This window comes from Kribbella sp. NPDC049174 (genome assembly GCF_043197365.1).
In the GTDB taxonomy this organism is placed as follows: domain Bacteria; phylum Actinomycetota; class Actinomycetes; order Propionibacteriales; family Kribbellaceae; genus Kribbella.
On sequence record NZ_JBICSZ010000002.1, the window covers coordinates 394133 to 414314 of the forward strand.

Genomic DNA, 20182 nt, shown 5'->3' on the forward strand with positions numbered 1-20182 from the left:
TCATGACCGACGGCGACTGGAGGGATGGCGGGTTCAGGCAGCGTCGGCCCTCCGTGGAGACTCTCGCCTGGGCTACCGATCCGGCGCTGCGGAGGACGCTGGCGGCCGCTGGTCTGCCAGCAACCGGGCGCTTTCTTCCAAAGGCCGGCTGGGTCAGCCGCGTGTGGGTCGGCGCCGATTACGTCGTACGACTGAACAACAACGGACAGTTCCGCGACGCGTATCGCCACGAGGCTACAGTCGTCAACCTGCTCGCCGGCAGCGAGGTCCCACACGCCCGACACCTCGCCTACGGCGACGGCCCGGACGGGCCGTGGTACATCTCCGAACGCCTGCCCGGCCGAACCCTGTACGACGCATGGCCGGCGGCGGACTCGCACACGCGCCAAGCAATGATCGAAAGCCTCGGCGCTGCGTTGCGCGCACTTCACCGCGTTCCTGTCCCGGCCGACCTGCTGCCGCCCTGGCTGGCCGACGCGCTCGCCGGCAAGCCGTGGCCTGCGTTCCACCCACCCGTAGTGAGCGCGACGCTCCAGCAGGTCGAGGCTGCCCGGCGACTGCCCAGTCATGACTCGCGCCTGCTCGCGGACGTCGCCGATTGGATCCAGGAGCGGCTGGCGTTGTTCGCCGCCGACGAACCCGTCCTCGTCCATGGTGATTTACATGGATCCAACGTGATCGTCGACCAAGGACGCGTCACCGGTCTTATCGACTTCGCGGAGGCGTTGGCTCAGCCAGCGGATGTCGAGCTCGATACCATCCTGCGCTGGTGCGCGAAGGCGCGAGGGTTCCCACCCACACCCGACGAACAAGGGCTCGACGAGACCACACTCACAGAGGTCCCCGGATGGCTGCACGGCGCGTATCCGGAGCTGTTCGAGCGCGAGCATCTGCGCGAGCGGTTGAACTTCTATGACATGTACGGGGAGCTCGCGCTCTACGCACACCACCCCCAGCCTGACATACGCGAAGCGGCGCAGGACCGCATCGCTCGCCTGCTTTCCGGCCATAACCATCTAGATGGACTCGTCTGGTAGTAGCCGCCGGTGGCCGGTCAATGGGGCGGACCACCAACCAACCGCACCGGTCTTGGCACACAGCCTTGTCGACGATCACCGCGTCTCGGGTAACCGCCGGGCCCCGCACCACTTATCGAGGACCTCTCACGATCCAGCCGGGGAGGCAGTGACCCGACGGCACCACGGGTGCATCAGCAATCCCATAACCGCTGACCACAACAGGGCGCACCAGTGAGCCGGGGCGGGCAGGAGCGCGCGTAGCTGACGCGACGAAGGGGCGGCTGCGCAGCACGCGTGGGTTGGACCCAGTACTCCTACAAACGGATCAGGTACACAGTTGGTGGGCGCCCGGTGCGGCCGTGTTGTTGGCTGCCGATGGGGTCGGCCAGGCCGGCGCGTTCCAGGCGTTTGAGGACTCGGCGGGCGGTGCGGAGTTGGACGGCGAGGTGGTCGGCGACGTCTTGGGTGGTGAGGCCGTCGGGGAGGGTGGCGACGAGTTCGCGCATCCGGGCGAGGGTTTGGGTGTTGAGGCCGACCCGGCGGGCCAGCAGGGGAAGGCTTTCCGGGCCGCGGGCGGTGGCGGGTTGGTCGCCGGTCGGCTCGATCACGATCTCCACGTCGTCGGACATCGACACGACGCCGGCGACAGAGCCGATCGAGGCTGCGCGGCTCACGGCGCGACGGGCGAGTGCTTCGGCTTCGGCCGCCGTACGGCCGACGCCGAAGCCGACGTACGCCGTGCTGTGTCGCGATGCTAGGTGGTCGAGGAGGGGCATCCGGGTGAACTGTTCGGTGGCTTGCTCGAGGACGCCACGGGTGGTGACGACCAGGTGCCGGCCGTCGGGGAGGGCGGCCAGGCTGCCGCCGAGGGTGATCAGGTCGGCGGCCAGGTTGTCGTCGGGCTCGGGCAGGTCGATGACGCCGAGTGCGACCTGGGCGTCGCCGACGTGCTGGCCGGTCGTCGTCAGGACCAAAGCCTGCAACGTCGACCGGATCGAGTATCGCGACGGCGCGAGCCGGACCGACGGCATCTCGTTCTCGAGCAGGTGGAAGGCCGAGCCGAGGCAGCTGATCGCGACCTTGGTGTCGTGCTTCTCGCGCGCGGTGCGGTGGAACGCGACGATGTCGTCGGACGTCAGGCCGGGCCGGTACGGGAGGACGTGGATCTGCTCGGTCGGCATCTTCGCCTCGATCAGCGTCTCCAGCACCTCACTGCGCCGCAGCGTGTCGATCGAGAACTGGGTGACGTTGTGGCCGAGCCGGAGCAGTTCGACCAGGGCGCGCAGCAGGGTGGCGCCGTCGTACGAGACGTACATGGCCGGGCGGTCGATCACGCCGGCCTCGGTGGCGATGGTGTACGGCACGACGCCGGTGAACAGGATCGCGTCCACCTTCTCGTGGGACCGCTCGACCACCTCGACCGCTTCGGTCTCGTGGTGATAGGGCAGCGGAACGAGGGTCGTGCCGCTCGGCGGACCGACCGCGATCACCCGCTGGACCAGGTCCTCCGGGCCGATGACACCGACCGTGAGGGCCATCAGGCCACCGCTGGATTGATCTGCACGGCTGTCCTCCGAAGACTTCTGGTCGGGCCCTTAAGTCGCAGGATAGTGGCTGAGCTCCTCGAGGCAGCGGATCACGACGTCGCGCTCGGCCGCAGGCAGCTCCGGCCCATACGGATCCGCGGCCGCCTCCGACGGGATCAGGCCCTCCCAGACCGCGGCCCAGAGCATCCGCTGGACGTAGCCCTCGATCGGCGCGTAGAAGGTCGCCGCGGCGAACCGGTCCAGCCGGTCGGAGGCAGTCAGGAAGCCGCGGTGGTCGCCTGACGTCCAGGTCCGCAGTACGGCGGCCGAGAGCTCGACCTGAGCCGCGGCGATGCCCACCAGCGCGGTGTCGGCGCCCCACATGAACGACGGCCCGAACATCCGGTCCTCACCGGTGATCAGCAGCTTGCCCGTCCCGCGGCCGGCCCAGATGGCGTCCTGGCAGCCGATAGCGCGGTCCAGTGTGGCCGTCTTGACCCCGAGCATGGCGTCCAGGCTCAGCAGGTCGCGGATGAGCTCCGGTGGATACGGGTACCCGCCGGCCTCGCCGTGCAGGTAAAAGCCGACCAGAGGCAGCCCACTCTCGGCCGCGACCCGCTCATGCAGTGCCACGGCCTGTGCATGGCCGTCTGGCAGCCCTCCAAGCGCTGCCAGCGGGTAGACCATCACTGCATCAGCTCCACCCGCCGCGGCCTGCACAGCCATCGCCACAGTGGCGTCCGCGGCCTCCTGCAGGGTCTGTGCCGCTTCGGAGCGAGGTACGCCGACCCCGGCCACGATCGGGACGTCAGTCGACTGTCGCCAGGTCTCCAGCACCTTGGAGCGGTCCCCAGGGGACAGGTAGAGCCCGCGACCAGTGTGAGCCCATACGGCGACGCCACCGATGGGCTCCGCCGCGATCCGGCCCGCGTACGCGGTCAGAGCGTCGTACGCGATGACACCGTCGGTGTCCATCGGGGTGACGACGGCAGGGAGCAGTGTGCCGCGGAGTTGCTCGACGAGTGGATGCATCGGACCTCTCAGACGTCGTGGCCGAGGCCTGGGCTCGTGGGTACGTCGATCCAGCCGTCGCAGTCGGCGAACACGGTCGGGGCCAGCGGGTCCTCGTGCACCATCAGCGGCCCGACCAGGTCGGCTGCCACGGTCGCACCGGGTACGGCGGCGGCCAGGTGGACCGCAGCCAGTGTGGCCACGCCAAGCTCGGGCATCGAGCCTACCTTCACCGCCAGGCCCGCGGCCTCGGCTACGTTGGCGATCTGCAGGGCTCTGTGCAGTCCACCGACCTTGAGGATCTTGATGTTCAGTACGTCGGCCCCACCACGCCGGGCGATCTCCAGAGCGTCCTGCAGCGAGTGCATGCTCTCGTCGACCATCAGGCGGACGTCGAGCCGCTCACGCAGCCGGACCAGGCCGGCCAGGTCCCAGCGCGGCAGCGGCTGCTCCAACAGCGTCAGCCCGGCCTCACCCATCTTGGCCAGGTAGGGGAGCGCTGTGGCTGCGTCGTACCCCTCGTTGGCGTCCAGGCAGAGCTCTGCGTCGGCAGGGATGGCCGCACGGACCGCACGCACCAGCTCGAGGTCCTTGGCTGGGTCCTGGCCGCCCTTGACCTTCAGGTGCCCGAAGCCCTTGTCGGAGTACTCGGCGGCCTCGGCTGCCATCTCGTCCAGGGTGCCGAGCCCGACCACCCAAGTGGTCTGCACCCGCTTCCTGATGCTGCCGCCGAGCAGGACGTGCACGGGCCAGCCGCTCACCCGCCCGGCCAGGTCGTACAGGGCGATGTCCAGACCGGACTTGGCCACGTGCTGCCCGCGGAGGACGGCGTCCATCACCAGGTGGGCGCCGGCCCGGTCCAGCGGGTCACGGCCGATCAGCGCCGGGGCGAGATGCTCCTCGATCGCGGCGGTGACACCAGCCAGCGTCTCCCCGGTGTACGCGGTCATCGGCGAGGTCTCACCGATGCCGATCGCGCCGTCGGCGGTGTGCACCTCGACCACCAGGCTGATCAGCTCGGTGCTGATCCCACTACTGATCTGGAACGGGCGCCGGTACGGCGCACTGACCACGCGGGTCTTGATCGCGCTGATCGGCCCCGAGCCGGTTTCGGCCGGCAACTCGACCGGATGCGGTACGACACTCAAATCCGGCTCCTCAGGGTCGCAATCTGGCGAGAAAGGACTTACGGTCAAGACCGTAAATACCGCGAGCGCTCTCTGTCAACGGAAGGTGGCACCCTGATGCGGCTGGGTCTCTATCTGAACCTGTACGGCACGCCGGACGAGCGACCGCGACTGGAGGACGCCGTCGAGCAGGCGCGGCTGGCCGAGCAGGCCGGGTTCGAGTGGATCGTGCTCGGCGAACGGCATCTGCACCGGCCCGGATACCACGAGATCCTCACCTCGCTGACGTACCTGGCGGCCAAGACCGACCGGATCGGTCTGGCCACCTCCGGCATCGTGGCGCCGCTCTACGACCCCGTCGTACTGGCCGAGACACTCGCGCACATCGACGTACTGTCGGGCGGCCGGCTCACTGCCGGATTCGTCCTCGGCTACCGGCCGGAGGAGTTCGCGCTGTACGGCGTGACGCAGGCCGAGCGGGTCGCGCGGTTCGAGGAGTGTTTGACGATCCTCACCCGGTTGTGGACCGAGGACGAGGTGACGTACGACGGGAAGTTCACCAGCATCCGTGAGGCGTTTCTGTCGCCGCGCCCGGTGCAGAATCCGCGGCCGCGACTGTGGAACGGCGGGCGCGTGTCCGCCGTACTGGAACGGACGGCGCGGATGTGCGACGGGTGGACGACGTCGTTCAACGAGCTGGACTCCGACCTACCCGAGAAGATCGCGGAGTACCTCGCGTACCCGAGTGGCGAGGGCACGTTGGGTCGCGATGTGATCCTGTGCCGGGAGGGGTTCTGCGCCCCGACGTCGCAGGATGCTCGGCAGGTTTTGGAGGAGCCGTTGCGCGACCTGTACGACGCCTACGCGGGTTGGAAGCGCACGTCGGCGGATGCGAGCCGCTACACCCAGGGCTGGGACGACATCGCGGCCCGCAGCGTCATCGGCTCGCCGGGTGAGTGCGCCGAGCGCCTGGCCCACTACGAGGAGATGGGTGCCGACGGCATCATCCTCCGGATCCAACCGCCGGGTCTGTCCCAGGCTGACACCCTTCGCTCGATCGAAGCCTTCGGAAACCTCGGCTAACCCACACGTACTACGCAGCCGCTCCTTCGCCGCCCCGACTGTCCGCCCGGGCGGCTTTTGTCGAACTAGTCCAACCTGTGCCGTTCACCGTGCAGATCTGTTCAGTCAGGTGTCTTGATCCGACGGCGCCGGCTGGGGACCACCGGTAGACGTGTGCTGCTCGACTGCGGCGGTGGACGCGGACCAACTGGCCAGCAGATTCAGGGCATCCTGCGAAGGGGATCCGGGTTCGGCGGTGTAGGTGAGGAGGCTCTGGCTCGGATCGGAAGGCAGCGGGAAGGACTCGAAGGGGAGTTCGAGATCTCCGACGACGGGGTGATGGAGGAGTTTGACGCCGGTCGTGTGGATCCGGACGTTGTGAGCGGCCCAGCGGGTGCGGAACTCGTCGCTGCGGGTGGACAGCTCCCCGATCAGGTCCGATGTTTGCCGATCGTATGGATCGCGGCCGACTTCTGCCCGGAGTAACGCGACGGTGTCATTGGCGACCGTGTCCCAGGCAGGGAAGAAGTCGGTGGCCTGCGGGTCGAGGAAGACGAATCGGGCGTTGTTGGGCGGCTCGGCCGCTATGGCGTAGGCGGGTGAGTACAGCGCGGATCCGAGGGCGTTGGCGGCCAGGATGTCGAGGCGTCCGTTCAGCACGAGCGCCGGAGTGCCGCTCATCGAGTCCAGGATGCGCTGGATGGTGGGCCGGACTCGCTGCCCCGTCGGGCGCCGTCGCGGCGGGCGGGTCGTGGCGGCGGTGCGGAGCAGGTCGAGTAGGTGGGTTCGCTCGGCCTCGTCGAGCTGCAGTGCGTGCGCGATGCCGTCGATGACGCTGTCAGAGACGCCGATGGCGTTGCCGCGCTCTAGCCGGGTGTAGTACTCGGTCGAGATCCCGGCGAGGAGGGCGACCTCTTCGCGGCGCAGGCCCGGGACCCGGCGGCGGGCTCCGCCGTACACGGGTAGCCCGGCCTGTTCGGGGCTGATCCGGTCCCGCCGGGTACTGATGAACTCCCGGATCTCCGCGCGGACGTCGCCGCGGATGTCACGGTCGCTCTTGGCTGTCATGCCTTCCACTCTACGAGCGCTTCCGCGCGGTAGGGGGTCCCTCTGAGTACCCCTCAAACAGAGTCTGCCTGCCGCACGCCCCGGCTGGTTCTGTGGACAACACCACCGCGGGGATCGCGGTACATCAACGAGAGGGAAGTGCAATCGCATGACTGACAAGAAGGTTTGGTTCATCACCGGCGCCGGCCGAGGCATGGGCGTCGACATCGCCGAGGCGGCACTCGCGGCCGGTCACGTGGTCGTCGCCACCGGACGCGACCCGGAGAGGGTGAGCTCCGCGCTCGGCGCCCACAACGATCTCCTGGTCGTCAAGCTCGACGTCACCGATCCGGCCGGCGTCAAGGCCGCCGTACGCGCCGTGGTCGATCGGTTCGGCCGGATCGACGTACTGGTCAACAACGCCGCGAACTTCAACGCCGGGTTCTTCGAGGAGCTGAGCCCTGCGGAGTTCCGAGCACAGATCGAGACCACCTTGTTCGGTCCGGTCGATGTCACCCGCGCCGTGCTCCCGGTGATGCGCGGCCAGCGGTCCGGTCTCGTCGTCACCATCTCGTCGACGGCCGGGATCGTCGGCCAGGAATTCTGCACGGCGTACGCCGCGTCGAAGTTCGGCGTGGAGGGCTGGATGGAGTCGCTGACCCCGGAGGTCGCGCCATTCGGGATCCGCACCATGCTCGTCGAGCCCGGCTTCTTCCGCACCGAACTGCTCAGCCCGGAGTCGACGAAGTACGCCGAGGCAACGATCGAGGACTACGCCGATCGCACCCAGCAGACTGTCGCCGGCTGGAAGAGCATGAACGGCCAGCAGGGCGGCGACCCCGCCAAACTCGCGACCGCACTGATCCAGCTCGCAAACCAGGACCAGCCTCCGCTGCGCTTCGCGGCAGGCGCCGACGCTGTCGCCGCCATCGAGCAGAAGGCCAAGGACCTCCTCGCCCAGGCCGACGCCTACCGCGAGCTGTCCAGCAACCTCGCCCACAACGACGCCTGATACCCGTCGACCAGCATCGGCCAGCCGAACAAGCGCATCATGGAGCGCTTCACCAGCGAATTCCTCCCCACCGGCGACACCACGCTGGCTGAGGAGTTCATCAGCCCGGACATCGTCATGCACTTCGCCGGACAGCAGCAGCGACTACGCGACACCTACCTCGGCGTCGTCGCCGCCAACAAGGTCGCCTTCCCGGACCTCAAGTGGACGGTGGATCAGATGGTGGCCGAGGGCAACACCGTCGCCGTGCGCTACACCATGACCGGCACCCACCGGGGAACCTTCGCCGGGGTCGCAGCGACCGACAAACCCGTCCGCGCGCAGAGCATGGCGTTCTACCGACTGGCCGACGGCAAGATCGTCGAGCAACGCGCCCAGCTCGACATGCTCAGCCTTCGAGCAGATGGGCGCCGTACCGAGCTCCTAGAGCACGCCTGACCGTCCCGTGGTCTGCGGCGACCGGTGCCATACCTCGCCGCCTGCCCCCACGCCGTACCTCTAGAGAACAGGACAACCTCATGCGTTCGCCATTGACCGAAACCGTCGCACTCGTCACGGGTGCCAGCAGCGGCATCGGTGCCGCCACCGCCCGCCGACTCGCAGAACACGGTGCATCCGTCGCACTGGTTGCCCGCCGCAAAGATCGGCTGGACGAGCTGGCTGCCGAGATCGAGAAGTCGGGCGGGGTCACGCTGGTGGTCCAGGCCGACATCACCGACCGCGGCCAGGCCGAGTCAGCCGTCCAGCAGGTCGTCGAGCGATTCGGACGGCTGAACACCCTCATCAACAACGCCGGCCTGATGCTCCTCGGCCCCGTCGTCGGCGCGGACGCCGAGGAGTGGGAACGGATGATCGCCATCAACGTCCAAGGCCTGCTCTACACCACCCGCGCCGCCCTGCCGCACCTGCTGCGGGCCGCCGAGGACGGTCCGCGGCGTGTTGCCGACATCGTCAACATCAGCTCGATCGCCGGCCGCCTTGCCTGGAACGGCTACGGCGTCTACAACCTCACCAAGTTCGGCGTGAACGGATTCACCGAATCCCTGCGGCAGGAAGTCACCCAGCGGCACGTCCGCGTCGGCGTCCTCGAACCAGGGGGCGTGGACACCGAACTGGGCTCACACAACACGACCGAGGTCCGCGCCGCGATGATCGACCCCTTCTACGAACAGACCGAGGTCCTCGCCGCCGACGACATCGCCGACGGTGTCGCCTACATGGTCACCCGTCCCCGCCACACAGCCATCGGCGAGCTGTGGATCATGCCGACCGACCAGGTCTGACACCCTGGCCGGGCGACAGGATCGCACGTTCCTTGTCGCAGGCCTGAGCGGAACGGTGGCGCCGCACGGTGCGACACGATCCGACCTACTCCGGAGCCGGGCCCGTGAACTCCGACGGTAGGCGTGGCGGAGATCCGTTCAGCGGACAACGCCGGCCGAGTCGTCGATCGCGGGCGATAGCCCCGCAAACCCGCGGGCGATAGCACGCAGGGAGAGTCGGGTGGGTGAGAGCCCTCGCGTAGCACGCGTGGGTAAATTCCTACGCCTTCAGGCCTGACATGGCGATGCTGTCGGTGAGGTAGCGCTGGAGTAGGCCGAAGACCAGCAGGCTTGGTACGACGGTAATAGTCGCACCAGCCATGATCTGGTTGATCGGCACCGCCTGGGTCTGCAGCGTTGCCAGCCCGACGGTCAGGGTCTGCATCTCCGCCGACTGCCCAATCACCAACGGCCACAGGAAGTCGTTCCAATGCCACAGAAAGACGAAGATGCCGAGCGTAGCCAGCGCCGGCCGGATGAGTGGCAGCACGATCTGGGTGAAGATCCGCCATTCCGGTGCACCATCGATCTCGGCCGCTTCGAACAGCTCGTCCGGCAGTTGGCTGATGAACTGCCGGAGCAGGAACACCGCCTGTGAGTTCGCCAGCGTGGGCACGATGAGCCCCCAATAGCTGTCCACCCAGTCGAGCCGCGAGACCAGGATGTACGACGGAATCAGCGTCGCCTGGAACGGCACCATCAGCGTGGCCAGGAACGCCCAGAACATGAGCTCCCGGCCCGGGAACCGCTTCTTCGCGAAGGCGTAGCCGGCCATCGCCGCGAACAGCAGGACGAAGACCACTGACACCAGCGAGTAGAGCAGTGAGTTGACCGTCCAGCGGGGGATGTCGGAGCTGGACAGCACCCGGGTGAAGTTCTCGAAGGTGAAGCGGGTCGGGTCGAGCGCGTCCGGGAAGGTCCGGCCGCTCGGTGGCGCGAACGCGACCAGCACCATCGCCGCGAACGGCAGGATGGTGACGATCGCGGTCAGCGTCAGCAGCGTCGGCAGGGTGAGCCGCGCGGCCGGGCGCCGTTCCTTCTTGGGCGCCGGTGCCGCATCCTGCTGGCGCGGCCGTTCGAGCAGGTTCACCATCAGTCGTCCCTCCCGACCAGCCGTCGCTGCACGAGCGAGACGATGAGTACGATCGCGAACAACATCAGGCCGATCGCGCTGGCATAGCCGAAGTCGAAGTACTTGAAACCGCTGTCGTACAGGAAGTAGACGAGCGAGTAGCTCGACCGGACCGGGCCGCCGCCGGTCATCACGTACATCGCGTCGAAGACCTGGAACGCACCGATCGTCTCGATCACCAGCACGAAGAACAGCACCGGGCGCAGTTGCGGCAGGGTGATGTAGCGGAACCGCTGCCAGGTGCCGGCGCCGTCGATCATCGCGGCCTCAAGGTACGAGCGTGGCACCGCCTGCAACCCGGCGAGCAGGATCAGCATCGAGTAGCCGAATCCCTTCCAGGCCGACGTCACCGCGATCGACGGCAGCACCAGACTGGACTCGGCGAGGAAGTCGATCGGCCCGATCGACACCAGCCCGAGGATGGCGTTGATCAGACCGTCCTGCGCGTCGTAGATCCACTTCCAGATCACCGCGGCCAGCACGATGCTGGTCACGTACGGCAGGAAGAAGATGCCGCGGAAGAAGCCCCGCCGCCAGACCACCTGATGCAGCAGTACGGCGGTGCCGAGTGACAGCAGCACGGTCATCGGTACGAAGATCACCGTGTAGGTGAGGGTGACGATCAGTGCCTGGTGGAACAGGTTGTCCTGGACCAGCCGGGTGTAGTTGTCGAGAGCAACGAAGGACCAGCGCCCGCTGAGCCGGTAGTCGGTCAGCGAGAGGAGGACGGCGCCGACCACCGGAACGAACCGGAACAGCAGGAACAGCGCCAGCATGGGGGCGACGAACAACAGCCCGACCCAGGGCCGGCGAATGCGGTCCCGGGCCGGGCGGACGCTGACCTGGGTCAACGCTGTCTCGACAGGAGGTCGTTGCCCTGCTTCGCGGCGTCGTCGAGCGCCTGCTGCGGCGCCTTCTTGCCGGTCAGCACGGCCTGGATCTCGACGCTCAGCAAAGACATCACCTGACGGGCGGACGCGTTCCGCTCACCCGCGTAGGTGTACTGCAGCGAGTCGGCGAACTTCTGAGCGGTCGGGTCGGTGATCGGCGCCTTCGCGTCGGTGCGCGGGGTGAAGAAGCCCGACGCCTTGCTGAGCCCTTCCACCTGGGCCGGCTGGATCATGAAGGACAGGAACTTCTTCGCCGCGTCGATGTTCTCCGAGGCGGCATTCACGGCCAGGCCGCCGGGGATTCCGAAGGCGACCTGCTTCTCGCCCGTCAGCGGCGTACCGATCTCGACGTTGGCGGCCCCCCAGGTCGCCGCCACCGTCTTGGCATCGGCCGGCGTACTGGTGAAGGCCATCGCCACCTGGCCCTTGCCGAACGGCTGGTCGGCCACGAGGTTGCCGTTGGTCAGGGCACTCTTCGGGATCGCGCCCTGGTCGTACAGCTCCTTCAGGAAGGTGAGTGCCTTGAGCCCCGGCTCCTGGTTGAAGGCCACTGTCTTGTTGTCGTCGGCGAACACCTTGCCGCCGGCCTGCCAGAGCAGCGGGTAGAAGTTCAGGTTCAGCGACGCCTCGGGCGACGCGGAGTAGTCCAGGGTGGAGAAGCCGGCCGCCTTGATCTTCGGCGCCGCGGCCTTGATCTCGTCCCAGGTCTCCGGCGGCTTGCTGATCCCGGCCTTGGTCAGGATCGTCTTGTTGAACATCGTCGTGGTGACGGTGTGGTAGATCGGCGCGGCGTAGACCTTGCCGTCGACGGTCAGGCCGGGGATCGCGGCCGGCAGGAACTTGTCCTTGTCCGGCTCGACCACGTCGTCGACCGGCTCGAACGAACCGTTCTTCACGTACTGCGGCAGCTGGTCCGGGATCTGCAAGACGACGTCCGGGCCCTTCTTACCGGCGAACGCGGCCGCGATCTTCTCGTCGCGCTTGTCCCACGGCTGCATCTCGAGCTTCAGGTCGATGCCGGAGTTGGCGGACTCGAAGTCGGTCTCGACCTTCTTCCAGTACGCGTCACTGGCCGCCTGGTCCCCGATCACCGGATACATCCAGAGCGTGATGGCCTTCTTCTCCGACGAGCTGCCCGAGTCGTCGCCGCCCCCACAGGAACTGAGAGCAGCGGCCAGCACGAGCGCCGTGAGTGGTGCCGCGATGCGGCGGACGGTGGATTTCATCGCACCCCCTGGGTGTCCGGAAGTCAGGGTCCGGAATAACGGTCAGGACCGAAAGTAGCTGGGTCGAATTTCGGCTGTCAACGGCTGATATCAACTCGGAACAGCTCGGCGCCGTAAGTGAGCAGCAATTGGTGGTCGTTCCGGACGCCGAGCCGGCGGTGTGCCTTCTCGACGAACAGCGCCGGGGCCTTACCCGGCGCGATCCGGAAGATCTTGTTCAGATCGATGCTCACGTACACCGCCTCCCCGGTCGCGACGATGTCTCCGCTGGACGTCGTCGTCCCGAGGACGTAGGACTTGACCACCTTGCCCGAGTGGGGGTCCACCGCGAAGACGGTCTTGCCGGCGACACCCCAGAGCAGGCCGTCCGGGCCCATCGTCACCGCCGACACCGTGATCGCCCCGGGCACGGGCACGGTCTCCCACAGCTTGCGGGCGCGTTTGACGTCCCACGCGAAGACGGTGCCGTCGGTCCGGGTCGGTGGCGTGGTGGCGAGTCCGCCGACGATCGACGTACCGCCGTACACGATGCCGCCGCGGGCGGTCAGGCCGAAGACGCTCTCGTCCTGGACCACGTTGCGGAACTTCTGCGCGGTGCCGGTCGTCGGGTCGAAGATGACGAGCGCCCCGCCGAGCCGGTCGCCGTCGGGGACGGTGCCGATCGCGATCTTGCCGTTCACCTCGACGAGGGCCCGGGCGCGGGTCTGGAACAGGTCCGGTTTGAGGTTGAGCACTTGCGTGGGGTTGTCCGGCGTGCCGGGTGGTCCAGGCGAGTACTCCGGGCTGCTCCACGGCTGGCTCAGGTCGTAGGAGTACAGCCGGGCCTCTGGGTAGGCGCCGATCCAGAGCTTGCCGTCCTTGCCCTCCAGCAACGCCTCGACCTGGGAGAACCGGTTGAAGGTGGCGTTGCCGGTGGCCGGGTCGACGACCGAGACGCCGCCGTTCAGGAATCCGCCGGCGTAGATCTTGTCCTTGCCTCCGGCCACGGACAGGATCTCGATCGGCTCCCGCCGTACCTGGGTCTGGAAGATCTCCGACTTCCCGGTCTGCGGGTTGTAGCGGAACTCCTCACCGCGCCACAGGGTGCCGACGATGCTCTTGCCCGGATAGTCGGGCAGGTCGAGCTCGGCCCAGCCGATCGAGCGGGTGTTCTGGATCCGGCCGGTGAAGGTGAGGCCGGTCCCGGTCAGCGTTTTCGTTGCCGGGTCGTACTTCTTCAGCTCACTGGCCTGGATCAGGTAGATCTCGCCGTTGTCGCCGACCGGGGAGATGTCCAGACCGTGCGCGTTCGGGATCTCGTCGACCCAGGTGCGGCTGGCGATGTCCCAGACGTACATCGGGCCGGGGAAGGCGGTGCTGATCCGGGCGTAGATCCGGCCGGCCCGCGCGTTCAGGTCGTACACGACCTTGTCGGTCGGGTCGCCGAGCCCGGGTGGCGACGGCAGCTCGGTGATCGCGCCGGACACGACGTCGAGCTCCATGATGTGCGCGTCGGGCAGCGAACCGGTGTAGATCTTGCCGTTCGCGTAGTCGATGCTCTTGACGTACGGCTGGCCGGCCTTGACCTGGCCGTAGTCGCGGACCGCGCCGGTCGCGTGGTCGTACCGGAACACCTTGCCGTTCGGGAACGTGCCGCCGTACACGTTGCCTTGTTCATCGGTGGTGATCCGCCAGATGAAGCTCTCGGACGCGATCGGGCGGCCGAGGTCCTCGACCGTGTTCCCGGAGCCGGGCTTCCAGCGGTAGAGGTGGCCGTTGTTGTACGTGCCGGCGTAGATGGTGCCGTCGGGTGTCGCGGCCACGGCGTAGCTGCCGTCGGCGCCGGGCAGCGGCGCGGAGAGCAGGCTGGCGCCGGTGGCCGGGTCGACGGCGTTCAGGTACGCCGGTTTGCCGATCGAGACGTTCCAGATCGCGGTCTTGCCGTTCGGGCCGGGCGCGACGGTGCCGCCGATCAGGAGGACGTCGGACAGCGGCGTACCGAGCGAGGTGATGGTCGGCGTGGGCGGTCCTCCTGTCTGGGCTTCGGCTGGATGGCTGGCATCCGCCGGTGTGGACAAGGTGGTGACGAGCAGGGCGGCGAGTGCCACCGCGATGAGCGAGCGGGCTGATCGCATGCGATGCCTCCGGTGGACGACCTATTTACGGTCCTGTCCGAAAGTGAAGCGTCGGGTGCGTGGGGAAGTCAACCGCTCGGACACAATTGCTGGTTCTGGCAGTCGCACCCCGTTTTCGGCCTCGGCCGTTAAGCAGGCGGCAGCCGGGTGAGCAGGTTCTCCAGCATGTCACGGGTGGCGGCGAAGTAGCTGTTCTCGCGGTGCAGCGCCCGGTGGAACGCGGCCAGCTCGGCCGGCGAGATGGTGTTGGAGAACGTGCTGATCTCGGTCAGGTCGAGACGGCGGTTGAACAGGTGGACCGTGTCGCGCCACCGATGCAGGAGCCCGACGAGCTCGGCGTCGCGGTGCCGGCCGAGGGCGCCGGAGACGAGCGCGAGGTCGACCGCGGAGACGACCAGCCGCGGGTACACCTGACGGGTGGTCGGCGTCTTCGGTGAGAACCGCTCGTCGCTGAGCAGCCTGGTGTTCTCGCGGAGCTCGTCGGCGACCGCCCGCAGTACCTCGGTACGACGCTCGGCCTCGGCGGTCAGGCGTTCGACGAAGATGCCGGTCAGCCCGGCGACCAGGGTGAGTGAGTTGACCGCCGGCTCCCAGCGCGAGTTCTCCGGCCACAGGAACCAGATCACGCCCAGCACGAACGCCAGCCCGAGCAGGCCGTAGCTCACGACGGTGACGACCGTACGCCGGTACGCGGCCCAGCGGCCGTCGACCAGCGGCACCGCCTGCCGGAGTTGCCGCAATCGGGCCAGCACCCGCAGTCTGGCTCGCCGTACACCGGGATCCGGCGCCGGAGACCCGTCCGGTGGTGCCGGGGTCCCGTCCGGCGGTGCCGGGGTCGCGCCTGGCGGTGCCGGGTCGGCCGGGTCGGTCGGCGTACCGGCTGGGGTCATGTCGCCCAGATGTCGTCGGCGAGAGTGGTGGCGGTGGTGTTCTCGGCGGTGCCCGGTGCGAGCAGGAGCAGGTCGAGACCGAACGGGCTGGGCCGGCGGGTGTAGCGGAAGCCGGAGTGGGCGTGCTCGATCGGCGTCAGCTCACAGGCCGCGGTGAGCTTCTTGAGCCGCTCGGTGGAGAACTTGCGGGTGGTGTAGAGCAGGATCGTGTCCTCCGGCTCGAGCACCACCTCGGTGTGGTCCGGCAGGCCCATCACGATCGGCTCGCCGGTGTTGTTCTGCCAGACGATCTTCACCCGCAGGGCGTCGTCGCTCTCCACCTCGCCGCGGAAGTCGATCCGGTCGTTGTCGATCTTCAGGTCGGTGTTGTACCGCAGTGCGCTGGTGACGAACTCGGCGAACGCACGCGTCTGGTGATACTCGTCGGCGGCCGCCTTCGCCGCGTCGTCGTCGAGGCTGCTGGTGCTCGCCACCTCGAGTAGCAGCCGGTCCTGCGGCCGCAGTACTCGCGTGATGGTGCTGAGCAGTTCCTCGTCGCTCTCGAAGTTGGCCAGCGTGTTTCCGGTCAGCGTGAACAGGATCGGCTCGTCGCCGACCAGCCGGGACAGCATCTGGCCCAGCTCGTTCATGTTGTCCGTGAGGGAGAAGTCGAGCTGCACCGGCAGTACCTGCGACATCGGGAACCGGAGACCGCGGACCGGCTCCAGGGTGCCCATCCGGAGCATCTCCGAGCTCATGTCCACCGGGACGTAGTACATGTCCGGGTTGTGCCGGCGCATGTCGCCGATGATGGTGCGGTCCTTGACCCCGGTGCCGACACCGAGGCTGACCAGGTGGAAGCCGCCCTTGTCGACGTGCGGCCGGACCTTGCGCCAGTGCCGCAGGAAGGACTCCGCACCGGCCTTCATCACCAGGTAGAACGGGTCGTTGGTCGCGTTCGCCCAGGCGATCGTCGGGCCGATACCCCAGTAGGAGAAGCCGGAGGTGATCTGCTTGCCGTCACCGGTCTTCGAGTACGGGCCGCGCAGGTCACCGGTCAGCGTGGCCAGCTTGTCGGTCTGGTCCTCGCCGACGAGCAGCAGCGACCAGGCGAAGTCGTCGTCGGCCAGCGCCTTCTCGAGCTTCCGGATCACAGGTACCGGCTCTGTCACGTATCCACCCCTCACACGGTGAGACGACAGGTTACCGGTTGTCGCCGCCCGGTGCAGTCCGGAACCCGGGTGCGTCGCAGGCCCGCGGGCAACCGATTGCCACCCGGGCCGGGCGGCGGGTGGATCAGACCGGGGTGACGGCGTCGGCCTCGCGGCCCTTGGGTCCGTCGACGATCTGGAACTCGACCTGCTGGCCGTCCTCGAGGGTCTTGTAACCGTCGGAGACGATCTTGCTCCAGTGGACGAACACGTCGTCCTGGCCGTCGACGGCGAGGAAGCCGTAGCCCTTGTCGGCGTTGAACCACTTCACGGTGCCGCGCACCATCGAAACTCCTGTGACCACGGGACCCGCTTCACCCGGACCCCTCGGGTACTGACCCGCGGCCGAAGCCGCTTTAGCGGTCCAAAGCCTAGCGGAGGTCGTCCGCGGTACGCCGTACTGCCCTGGGGACCGTGAACGCCGCCACGACGCCGGCCAGCGCGACGACGATGCCGATGAGGAAGCCGGGCGGTAGCCCGTCATCGAGTCTTCGGCGGCTGTGACAGATGCGCACAGAGCCAGGCCGAGGGTGGTGCCGAGCTGCGCCGACGAGGTCAGTACGCCGGCCGCGACGCCGCGCTCGCCATCGACGACTTCCGCCGTACCGGCCGTGGTCGAGGACACCGATGCGAGGCCGAGGCTGAGGCCCATCACGGTGAAGGCTGTGAGGAGCAGTGCCAGCGGTATGCCGCCTTGCTGGATGAGCAGCAGGAGTGCGACGCCGAGGGCGATGCCGATGAAGCCGGTGATCAGCGTCCGGCGGGTGCCGTGGCGCAGGGCGGCGTGCGGACCGGCCAGCGAGCCGGCGACGACGGCCAGGTTGAACGCCGGGAAGATCAGGCCGGCTTGCGCGGGTGCCAACTGGTCCTGGACGTAGAGGGCGGCGCTGAGCATCGGTGGTGCCGTGGATGCGGTCACTGCGGCTGCGGTGAGGTTGCCGCCGAGTACGCCGGGCGCTCGCGCGAGGGTGGTCGGCAGGAGCGGCTGGGGTGAGCGCCGCTCGATCCTGGTGAACAGGGCGAGCAGTGGTGCGGCTCCTGCGAGTGCTACCCAGCCGCGAGGTCCGGTCGGGTCGTGTGCGACTTCCGACAGGCCGAGAGCGGTCAGGGCGATGCCTGCGGTGACAAGGCAGGCGCCTGGTAGGTCAAGGGCGCGGACGGGAGTGGTCCGGCCGCGGCCAGGCAGAGCGCGCAGGCTCACGAGGAGTGCGACTACCCCGATGGGGACGTTGACCGCGAAGACCCAGCGCCAGCCGCCGAGTTGGGTCAGCACGCCGCCGAGCACCCAACCACTCGCGCCCCCGGCTGCTCCGGCGGCGGTCCACCAGCCGAGTGCGCGTCTGGCGGCGTCTGGTGGCAGCGAGTCGGAGAGTGCGGCCAGGGCGGCTGGTGCGAGGACGGCTGCGCCAAAGCCTTGGATCAGGCGGGCGCCGATCAAGGTGGCCGGCGACCAGGCCAGCGCGCAGGCGAGCGATGCGACGGTGAACACGATGAGTCCGACCCGGAACATCCGCCGCGGACCGGCCAGGTCTGCCGCCCGGCCGCCGAGGATGAGCAGCCCAGCCAACGCGACCGTGTAGGCGGTGAAGACGCAGAGCAATCCGACTGGCCCGAACCCGAGATCGCCGTCGATCGCGGGCAGCGCCATCGTGACGATCGTGGCGGCGAGCACCACCACGAACTGGGCCGCGCACACGATCGCCCAGCCGCCGGTCCGCACCGGGGTGTTTCCAGTAAAACCGCCCATGCCCGAAACAGTGCCCGACGTCCTCGAGCGCAAACTGGTAAAGTGCGTTTTGATGGAAACAGCCCAGCTACCGGACGGCATCCGCGACCTGCCGGTGGTCGCGGGTGACCTCGCCCTGGATTTCGCCAACACGGTCGACGACCCACTCGGCCCGGCCCGCCACGACCACATCGCCGACTACCAGGCTTTGTTGGCGTGGTCGCTGCGCGTTGCCCTGCTCACCGAGCCCGAGGCAGACCGCCTACTCCACACCGCAGCCCCACGCCGAGCGGCCGCTGTGGTCCGCCGAGCCCATTCGTTGCGCGAGGCAATCAACCGCACAGCCGGCGCCGTCGCCGACACACCGGCTGTCTCCACACGCCCGGGGCCTGCAGGTTCGCTCGACGGGTGGCTGGAGCTGCGGCCGTTCGTGCGGGCGGCGGTCGACCAGGCGGATTTGGTGGGATTGACGCCGACCTGGCGGTTCGAGCTGATCGACTCGCCGTTGTGGCCGGTGGCGCATGGTGCTTATGAGTTGCTGACCGGGCCGCGGGCGGGGCGGGTCAAACGGTGCGCCGGCTGCCCGTGGTTGTTCCTCGATCAGTCGAAGAACGGCAGCCGGCGCTGGTGCTCGATGGAGATCTGCGGTACGGACGAGAAGGTCAGGCTCTACGTCTCGCGCCGAGCGGCCCGTCGGGCCCGGAGCTGAACCGCGCCGCCGAGGCAGAGCGCCGTACCGACCAAGAGAGCGCTGACCCAGAGTGGGGCCCGGTAGTCGGTCGCGGTGATGGCGAGTCCGCCCAGGACCGGGCCGAGGGCGGCGCCGACGTTGAGCGACGCGGTGGCGAGACCACCGGCCAGGACGGGTGATTCCGAGCCTGCGTAGAGCGCGTACGAGATCAGCGTCGAGCCGACGGCGAACGACAACGATCCTTGCGTGAAGACCAGTACGACGGCCGCGGCCGGGACGGACGCGGTTAGCGCGAACGCGCACCAGCCGAGCAACAAGGTGCCGCCGGCAATGAACACCGGCCGGCTCTCGCGGCGGTCGGCGTACCGGCCAGCGAGGGCGACGCCGGCGAACGAGCCGAGACCGAACAGCGCGAGCATTACCGGCACCCAGCCATCGGCGAGGTCGGTCACGTCGGTCAGCACCGGCGCGAGGTAGGTGAACGAGCAGAACGTTGCCCCGTTCACCAAGGCCCCGAGCAGCAGGAGTACGACGAGACGCTGCTGCAGCCGTAGTCCGCCGGTGGTGGTGGCCGGGCCGGTGGTGCGGGTGGTGGGGACGGCGCGCAGGATCGCGATCAGCGCCGGGAACGAGATGATCGCGACGGCCCAGAACGCTGACCGCCAGCCGAACTGCTGCCCGAGGAGAGCACCCGCTGGTACGCCGGCGATGCAGGCGAGCGTCGTACCTCCGAGCAGGACGGAGGTCGCGCGGCCCTTGGCGTCGGCGCGGACCAGGCTGGTGGCGGTGGCGAGGGCGATCGCCAGGAAGCCGGCGTTCGCCAGTGCCGCGAGCACGCGGGTGATCAGCAGGACGGTGAAGCTGGTGGTGATCGCGCCGATCACGTGGACGAGCAGGAACACGGTCAGTGTGACCAGGAGCGTCCGGCGGCGCGGCCAGTGGGCGCCGAGGACGGCGATCGCCGGTGCGCCGACGATCATGCCGACCGCGAAGGCCGAGGTGAGCCAGCCGGCGGTGGGGATCGAGACGCCCAGGTCACGGGCGATGTCCGGGCCGAGGCCGGAGAGCATGAATTCGGAGGTCGCCTGGGCGAACACGGCCAGGCCGAGCAGATACAGCACGAAAGGCATGGAGAAGCTCCGCAACCACGTCGATGGGTGCGGCAGAGGCTGCCGCAGGACAGGCCGCGGCTGTCGC

The 20182-nt window shown here is 68.3% G+C and carries 18 protein-coding genes; 6 read left to right on the top strand and 12 right to left on the bottom strand.

Translation table 11 applies throughout. The features are described 5' to 3' along the window. Nucleotides 1-2 precede the first annotated feature (2 nt). The gene (locus ACGFIF_RS12405; protein ID WP_393154328.1) at nt 3-1037 is read left to right on the top strand and encodes a phosphotransferase family protein; all 1035 of its coding nucleotides are present in this window, start codon (nt 3-5) and stop codon (nt 1035-1037) included. A gap of 296 nt (nt 1038-1333) precedes the next feature. On the opposite strand, the gene ACGFIF_RS12410 is transcribed toward ACGFIF_RS12405, so the two are convergent. From ACGFIF_RS12410 to ACGFIF_RS12420, 3 genes are read right to left on the bottom strand one after another with little or no spacing between them, the layout of a single operon-like run. Beyond that, nucleotides 1334-2557 (bottom strand): helix-turn-helix domain-containing protein, encoded by a 1224-nt coding sequence (locus ACGFIF_RS12410; protein WP_393154329.1) that lies wholly within the window; start codon nt 2555-2557, stop codon nt 1334-1336. Between the two features lie 57 nt (nt 2558-2614). Next, nucleotides 2615-3577, bottom strand: coding sequence for a dihydrodipicolinate synthase family protein (locus ACGFIF_RS12415; RefSeq protein ID WP_393154330.1), 963 nt, complete (start codon nt 3575-3577; stop codon nt 2615-2617). 8 nt (nt 3578-3585) lie between these two features. Beyond that, entirely contained in the window at nt 3586-4704 is a 1119-nt protein-coding gene (locus ACGFIF_RS12420; RefSeq protein WP_393154331.1) for a mandelate racemase/muconate lactonizing enzyme family protein, read from the bottom strand. Between the two features lie 96 nt (nt 4705-4800). Here ACGFIF_RS12420 and ACGFIF_RS12425 point away from each other — a divergent pair, with 96 nt between their 5' ends. Then, entirely contained in the window at nt 4801-5766 is a 966-nt protein-coding gene (locus ACGFIF_RS12425; RefSeq protein WP_393154332.1) for an LLM class flavin-dependent oxidoreductase, read from the top strand. 105 nt (nt 5767-5871) lie between these two features. On the opposite strand, the gene ACGFIF_RS12430 is transcribed toward ACGFIF_RS12425, so the two are convergent. After that, complete coding sequence (locus ACGFIF_RS12430) at nt 5872-6813, bottom strand: helix-turn-helix transcriptional regulator (protein ID WP_393154333.1); 942 nt, start codon at nt 6811-6813, stop codon at nt 5872-5874. 148 nt (nt 6814-6961) lie between these two features. Here ACGFIF_RS12430 and ACGFIF_RS12435 point away from each other — a divergent pair, with 148 nt between their 5' ends. The 3 genes from ACGFIF_RS12435 to ACGFIF_RS12445 all read left to right on the top strand — a co-directional run bounded on the left by ACGFIF_RS12435 (nt 6962) and on the right by ACGFIF_RS12445 (nt 9087). Next, entirely contained in the window at nt 6962-7804 is an 843-nt protein-coding gene (locus ACGFIF_RS12435) for an SDR family oxidoreductase (RefSeq protein WP_393154334.1), read from the top strand. Nucleotides 7805-7843: 39 nt separating this feature from the next. Next, nucleotides 7844-8242 (top strand): ester cyclase, encoded by a 399-nt coding sequence (locus ACGFIF_RS12440; protein ID WP_393154335.1) that lies wholly within the window; start codon nt 7844-7846, stop codon nt 8240-8242. An 80-nt stretch (nt 8243-8322) separates the two neighbouring features. After that, entirely contained in the window at nt 8323-9087 is a 765-nt protein-coding gene (locus tag ACGFIF_RS12445; RefSeq protein ID WP_393154336.1) for an SDR family NAD(P)-dependent oxidoreductase, read from the top strand. A gap of 259 nt (nt 9088-9346) precedes the next feature. Here ACGFIF_RS12445 and ACGFIF_RS12450 read toward each other — a convergent pair whose 3' ends face one another. The 7 genes from ACGFIF_RS12450 to ACGFIF_RS12480 all read right to left on the bottom strand — a co-directional run bounded on the left by ACGFIF_RS12450 (nt 9347) and on the right by ACGFIF_RS12480 (nt 18315). Beyond that, nucleotides 9347-10219: a carbohydrate ABC transporter permease gene (locus tag ACGFIF_RS12450; protein ID WP_393154337.1), complete on the bottom strand. Its 873-nt coding sequence runs from the start codon at nt 10217-10219 to the stop codon at nt 9347-9349. After that, a complete protein-coding gene (locus ACGFIF_RS12455; RefSeq protein ID WP_393154338.1) occupies nt 10219-11109 on the bottom strand; it encodes a carbohydrate ABC transporter permease in 891 nt (296 codons plus the stop codon). The genes ACGFIF_RS12450 and ACGFIF_RS12455 overlap by 1 nt, the downstream gene beginning before the upstream one ends. After that, on the bottom strand, nt 11106-12374 hold the full coding sequence (locus tag ACGFIF_RS12460) for an ABC transporter substrate-binding protein (RefSeq protein WP_393154339.1): 1269 nt from the start codon (nt 12372-12374) through the stop codon (nt 11106-11108). The genes ACGFIF_RS12455 and ACGFIF_RS12460 overlap by 4 nt, the downstream gene beginning before the upstream one ends. Before the next feature lie 77 nt (nt 12375-12451). Continuing rightward, on the bottom strand, nt 12452-14488 hold the full coding sequence (locus ACGFIF_RS12465; RefSeq protein WP_393154340.1) for a hypothetical protein: 2037 nt from the start codon (nt 14486-14488) through the stop codon (nt 12452-12454). Between the two features lie 128 nt (nt 14489-14616). Then, complete coding sequence (locus ACGFIF_RS12470) at nt 14617-15378, bottom strand: hypothetical protein (RefSeq protein WP_393154341.1); 762 nt, start codon at nt 15376-15378, stop codon at nt 14617-14619. Next, nucleotides 15375-16529, bottom strand: coding sequence for an L-histidine N(alpha)-methyltransferase (locus ACGFIF_RS12475; protein ID WP_393154342.1), 1155 nt, complete (start codon nt 16527-16529; stop codon nt 15375-15377). The genes ACGFIF_RS12470 and ACGFIF_RS12475 overlap by 4 nt, the downstream gene beginning before the upstream one ends. A gap of 124 nt (nt 16530-16653) precedes the next feature. After that, nucleotides 16654-18315, bottom strand: a complete 1662-nt coding sequence (locus ACGFIF_RS12480) for an MFS transporter (RefSeq protein ID WP_393154343.1) — start codon at nt 18313-18315, stop codon at nt 16654-16656. A 52-nt stretch (nt 18316-18367) separates the two neighbouring features. On the opposite strand from ACGFIF_RS12480, the gene ACGFIF_RS12485 reads away from it, so the two are divergent. Next, on the top strand, nt 18368-19003 hold the full coding sequence (locus ACGFIF_RS12485) for a CGNR zinc finger domain-containing protein (RefSeq protein ID WP_393154344.1): 636 nt from the start codon (nt 18368-18370) through the stop codon (nt 19001-19003). Here ACGFIF_RS12485 and ACGFIF_RS12490 read toward each other — a convergent pair. Beyond that, nucleotides 18964-20115: a Cmx/CmrA family chloramphenicol efflux MFS transporter gene (locus ACGFIF_RS12490; protein ID WP_393154345.1), complete on the bottom strand. Its 1152-nt coding sequence runs from the start codon at nt 20113-20115 to the stop codon at nt 18964-18966. The two genes, ACGFIF_RS12485 and ACGFIF_RS12490, sit on opposite strands and share 40 nt — an antisense overlap. Nucleotides 20116-20182 lie beyond the last annotated feature (67 nt).

Excerpts from the sequence above, each read along its gene's own strand:
- ACGFIF_RS12405 (WP_393154328.1), top strand. The coding sequence starts at position 3 with ATGACCGACGGCGACTGGAGGGATGGCGGGTTCAGGCAGCGTCGGCCC.
- ACGFIF_RS12410 (WP_393154329.1), bottom strand. The coding sequence starts at position 2,557 with ATGGCCCTCACGGTCGGTGTCATCGGCCCGGAGGACCTGGTCCAGCGG.
- ACGFIF_RS12415 (WP_393154330.1), bottom strand. The coding sequence starts at position 3,577 with ATGCATCCACTCGTCGAGCAACTCCGCGGCACACTGCTCCCTGCCGTC.
- ACGFIF_RS12425 (WP_393154332.1), top strand. The coding sequence starts at position 4,801 with ATGCGGCTGGGTCTCTATCTGAACCTGTACGGCACGCCGGACGAGCGA.
- ACGFIF_RS12430 (WP_393154333.1), bottom strand. The coding sequence starts at position 6,813 with ATGACAGCCAAGAGCGACCGTGACATCCGCGGCGACGTCCGCGCGGAG.
- ACGFIF_RS12435 (WP_393154334.1), top strand. The coding sequence starts at position 6,962 with ATGACTGACAAGAAGGTTTGGTTCATCACCGGCGCCGGCCGAGGCATG.
- ACGFIF_RS12440 (WP_393154335.1), top strand. The coding sequence starts at position 7,844 with ATGGAGCGCTTCACCAGCGAATTCCTCCCCACCGGCGACACCACGCTG.
- ACGFIF_RS12445 (WP_393154336.1), top strand. The coding sequence starts at position 8,323 with ATGCGTTCGCCATTGACCGAAACCGTCGCACTCGTCACGGGTGCCAGC.
- ACGFIF_RS12450 (WP_393154337.1), bottom strand. The coding sequence starts at position 10,219 with ATGGTGAACCTGCTCGAACGGCCGCGCCAGCAGGATGCGGCACCGGCG.
- ACGFIF_RS12460 (WP_393154339.1), bottom strand. The coding sequence starts at position 12,374 with ATGAAATCCACCGTCCGCCGCATCGCGGCACCACTCACGGCGCTCGTG.
- ACGFIF_RS12465 (WP_393154340.1), bottom strand. The coding sequence starts at position 14,488 with ATGCGATCAGCCCGCTCGCTCATCGCGGTGGCACTCGCCGCCCTGCTC.
- ACGFIF_RS12470 (WP_393154341.1), bottom strand. The coding sequence starts at position 15,378 with ATGACCCCAGCCGGTACGCCGACCGACCCGGCCGACCCGGCACCGCCA.
- ACGFIF_RS12480 (WP_393154343.1), bottom strand. The coding sequence starts at position 18,315 with ATGGGCGGTTTTACTGGAAACACCCCGGTGCGGACCGGCGGCTGGGCG.
- ACGFIF_RS12485 (WP_393154344.1), top strand. The coding sequence starts at position 18,368 with ATGGAAACAGCCCAGCTACCGGACGGCATCCGCGACCTGCCGGTGGTC.
- ACGFIF_RS12490 (WP_393154345.1), bottom strand. The coding sequence starts at position 20,115 with ATGCCTTTCGTGCTGTATCTGCTCGGCCTGGCCGTGTTCGCCCAGGCG.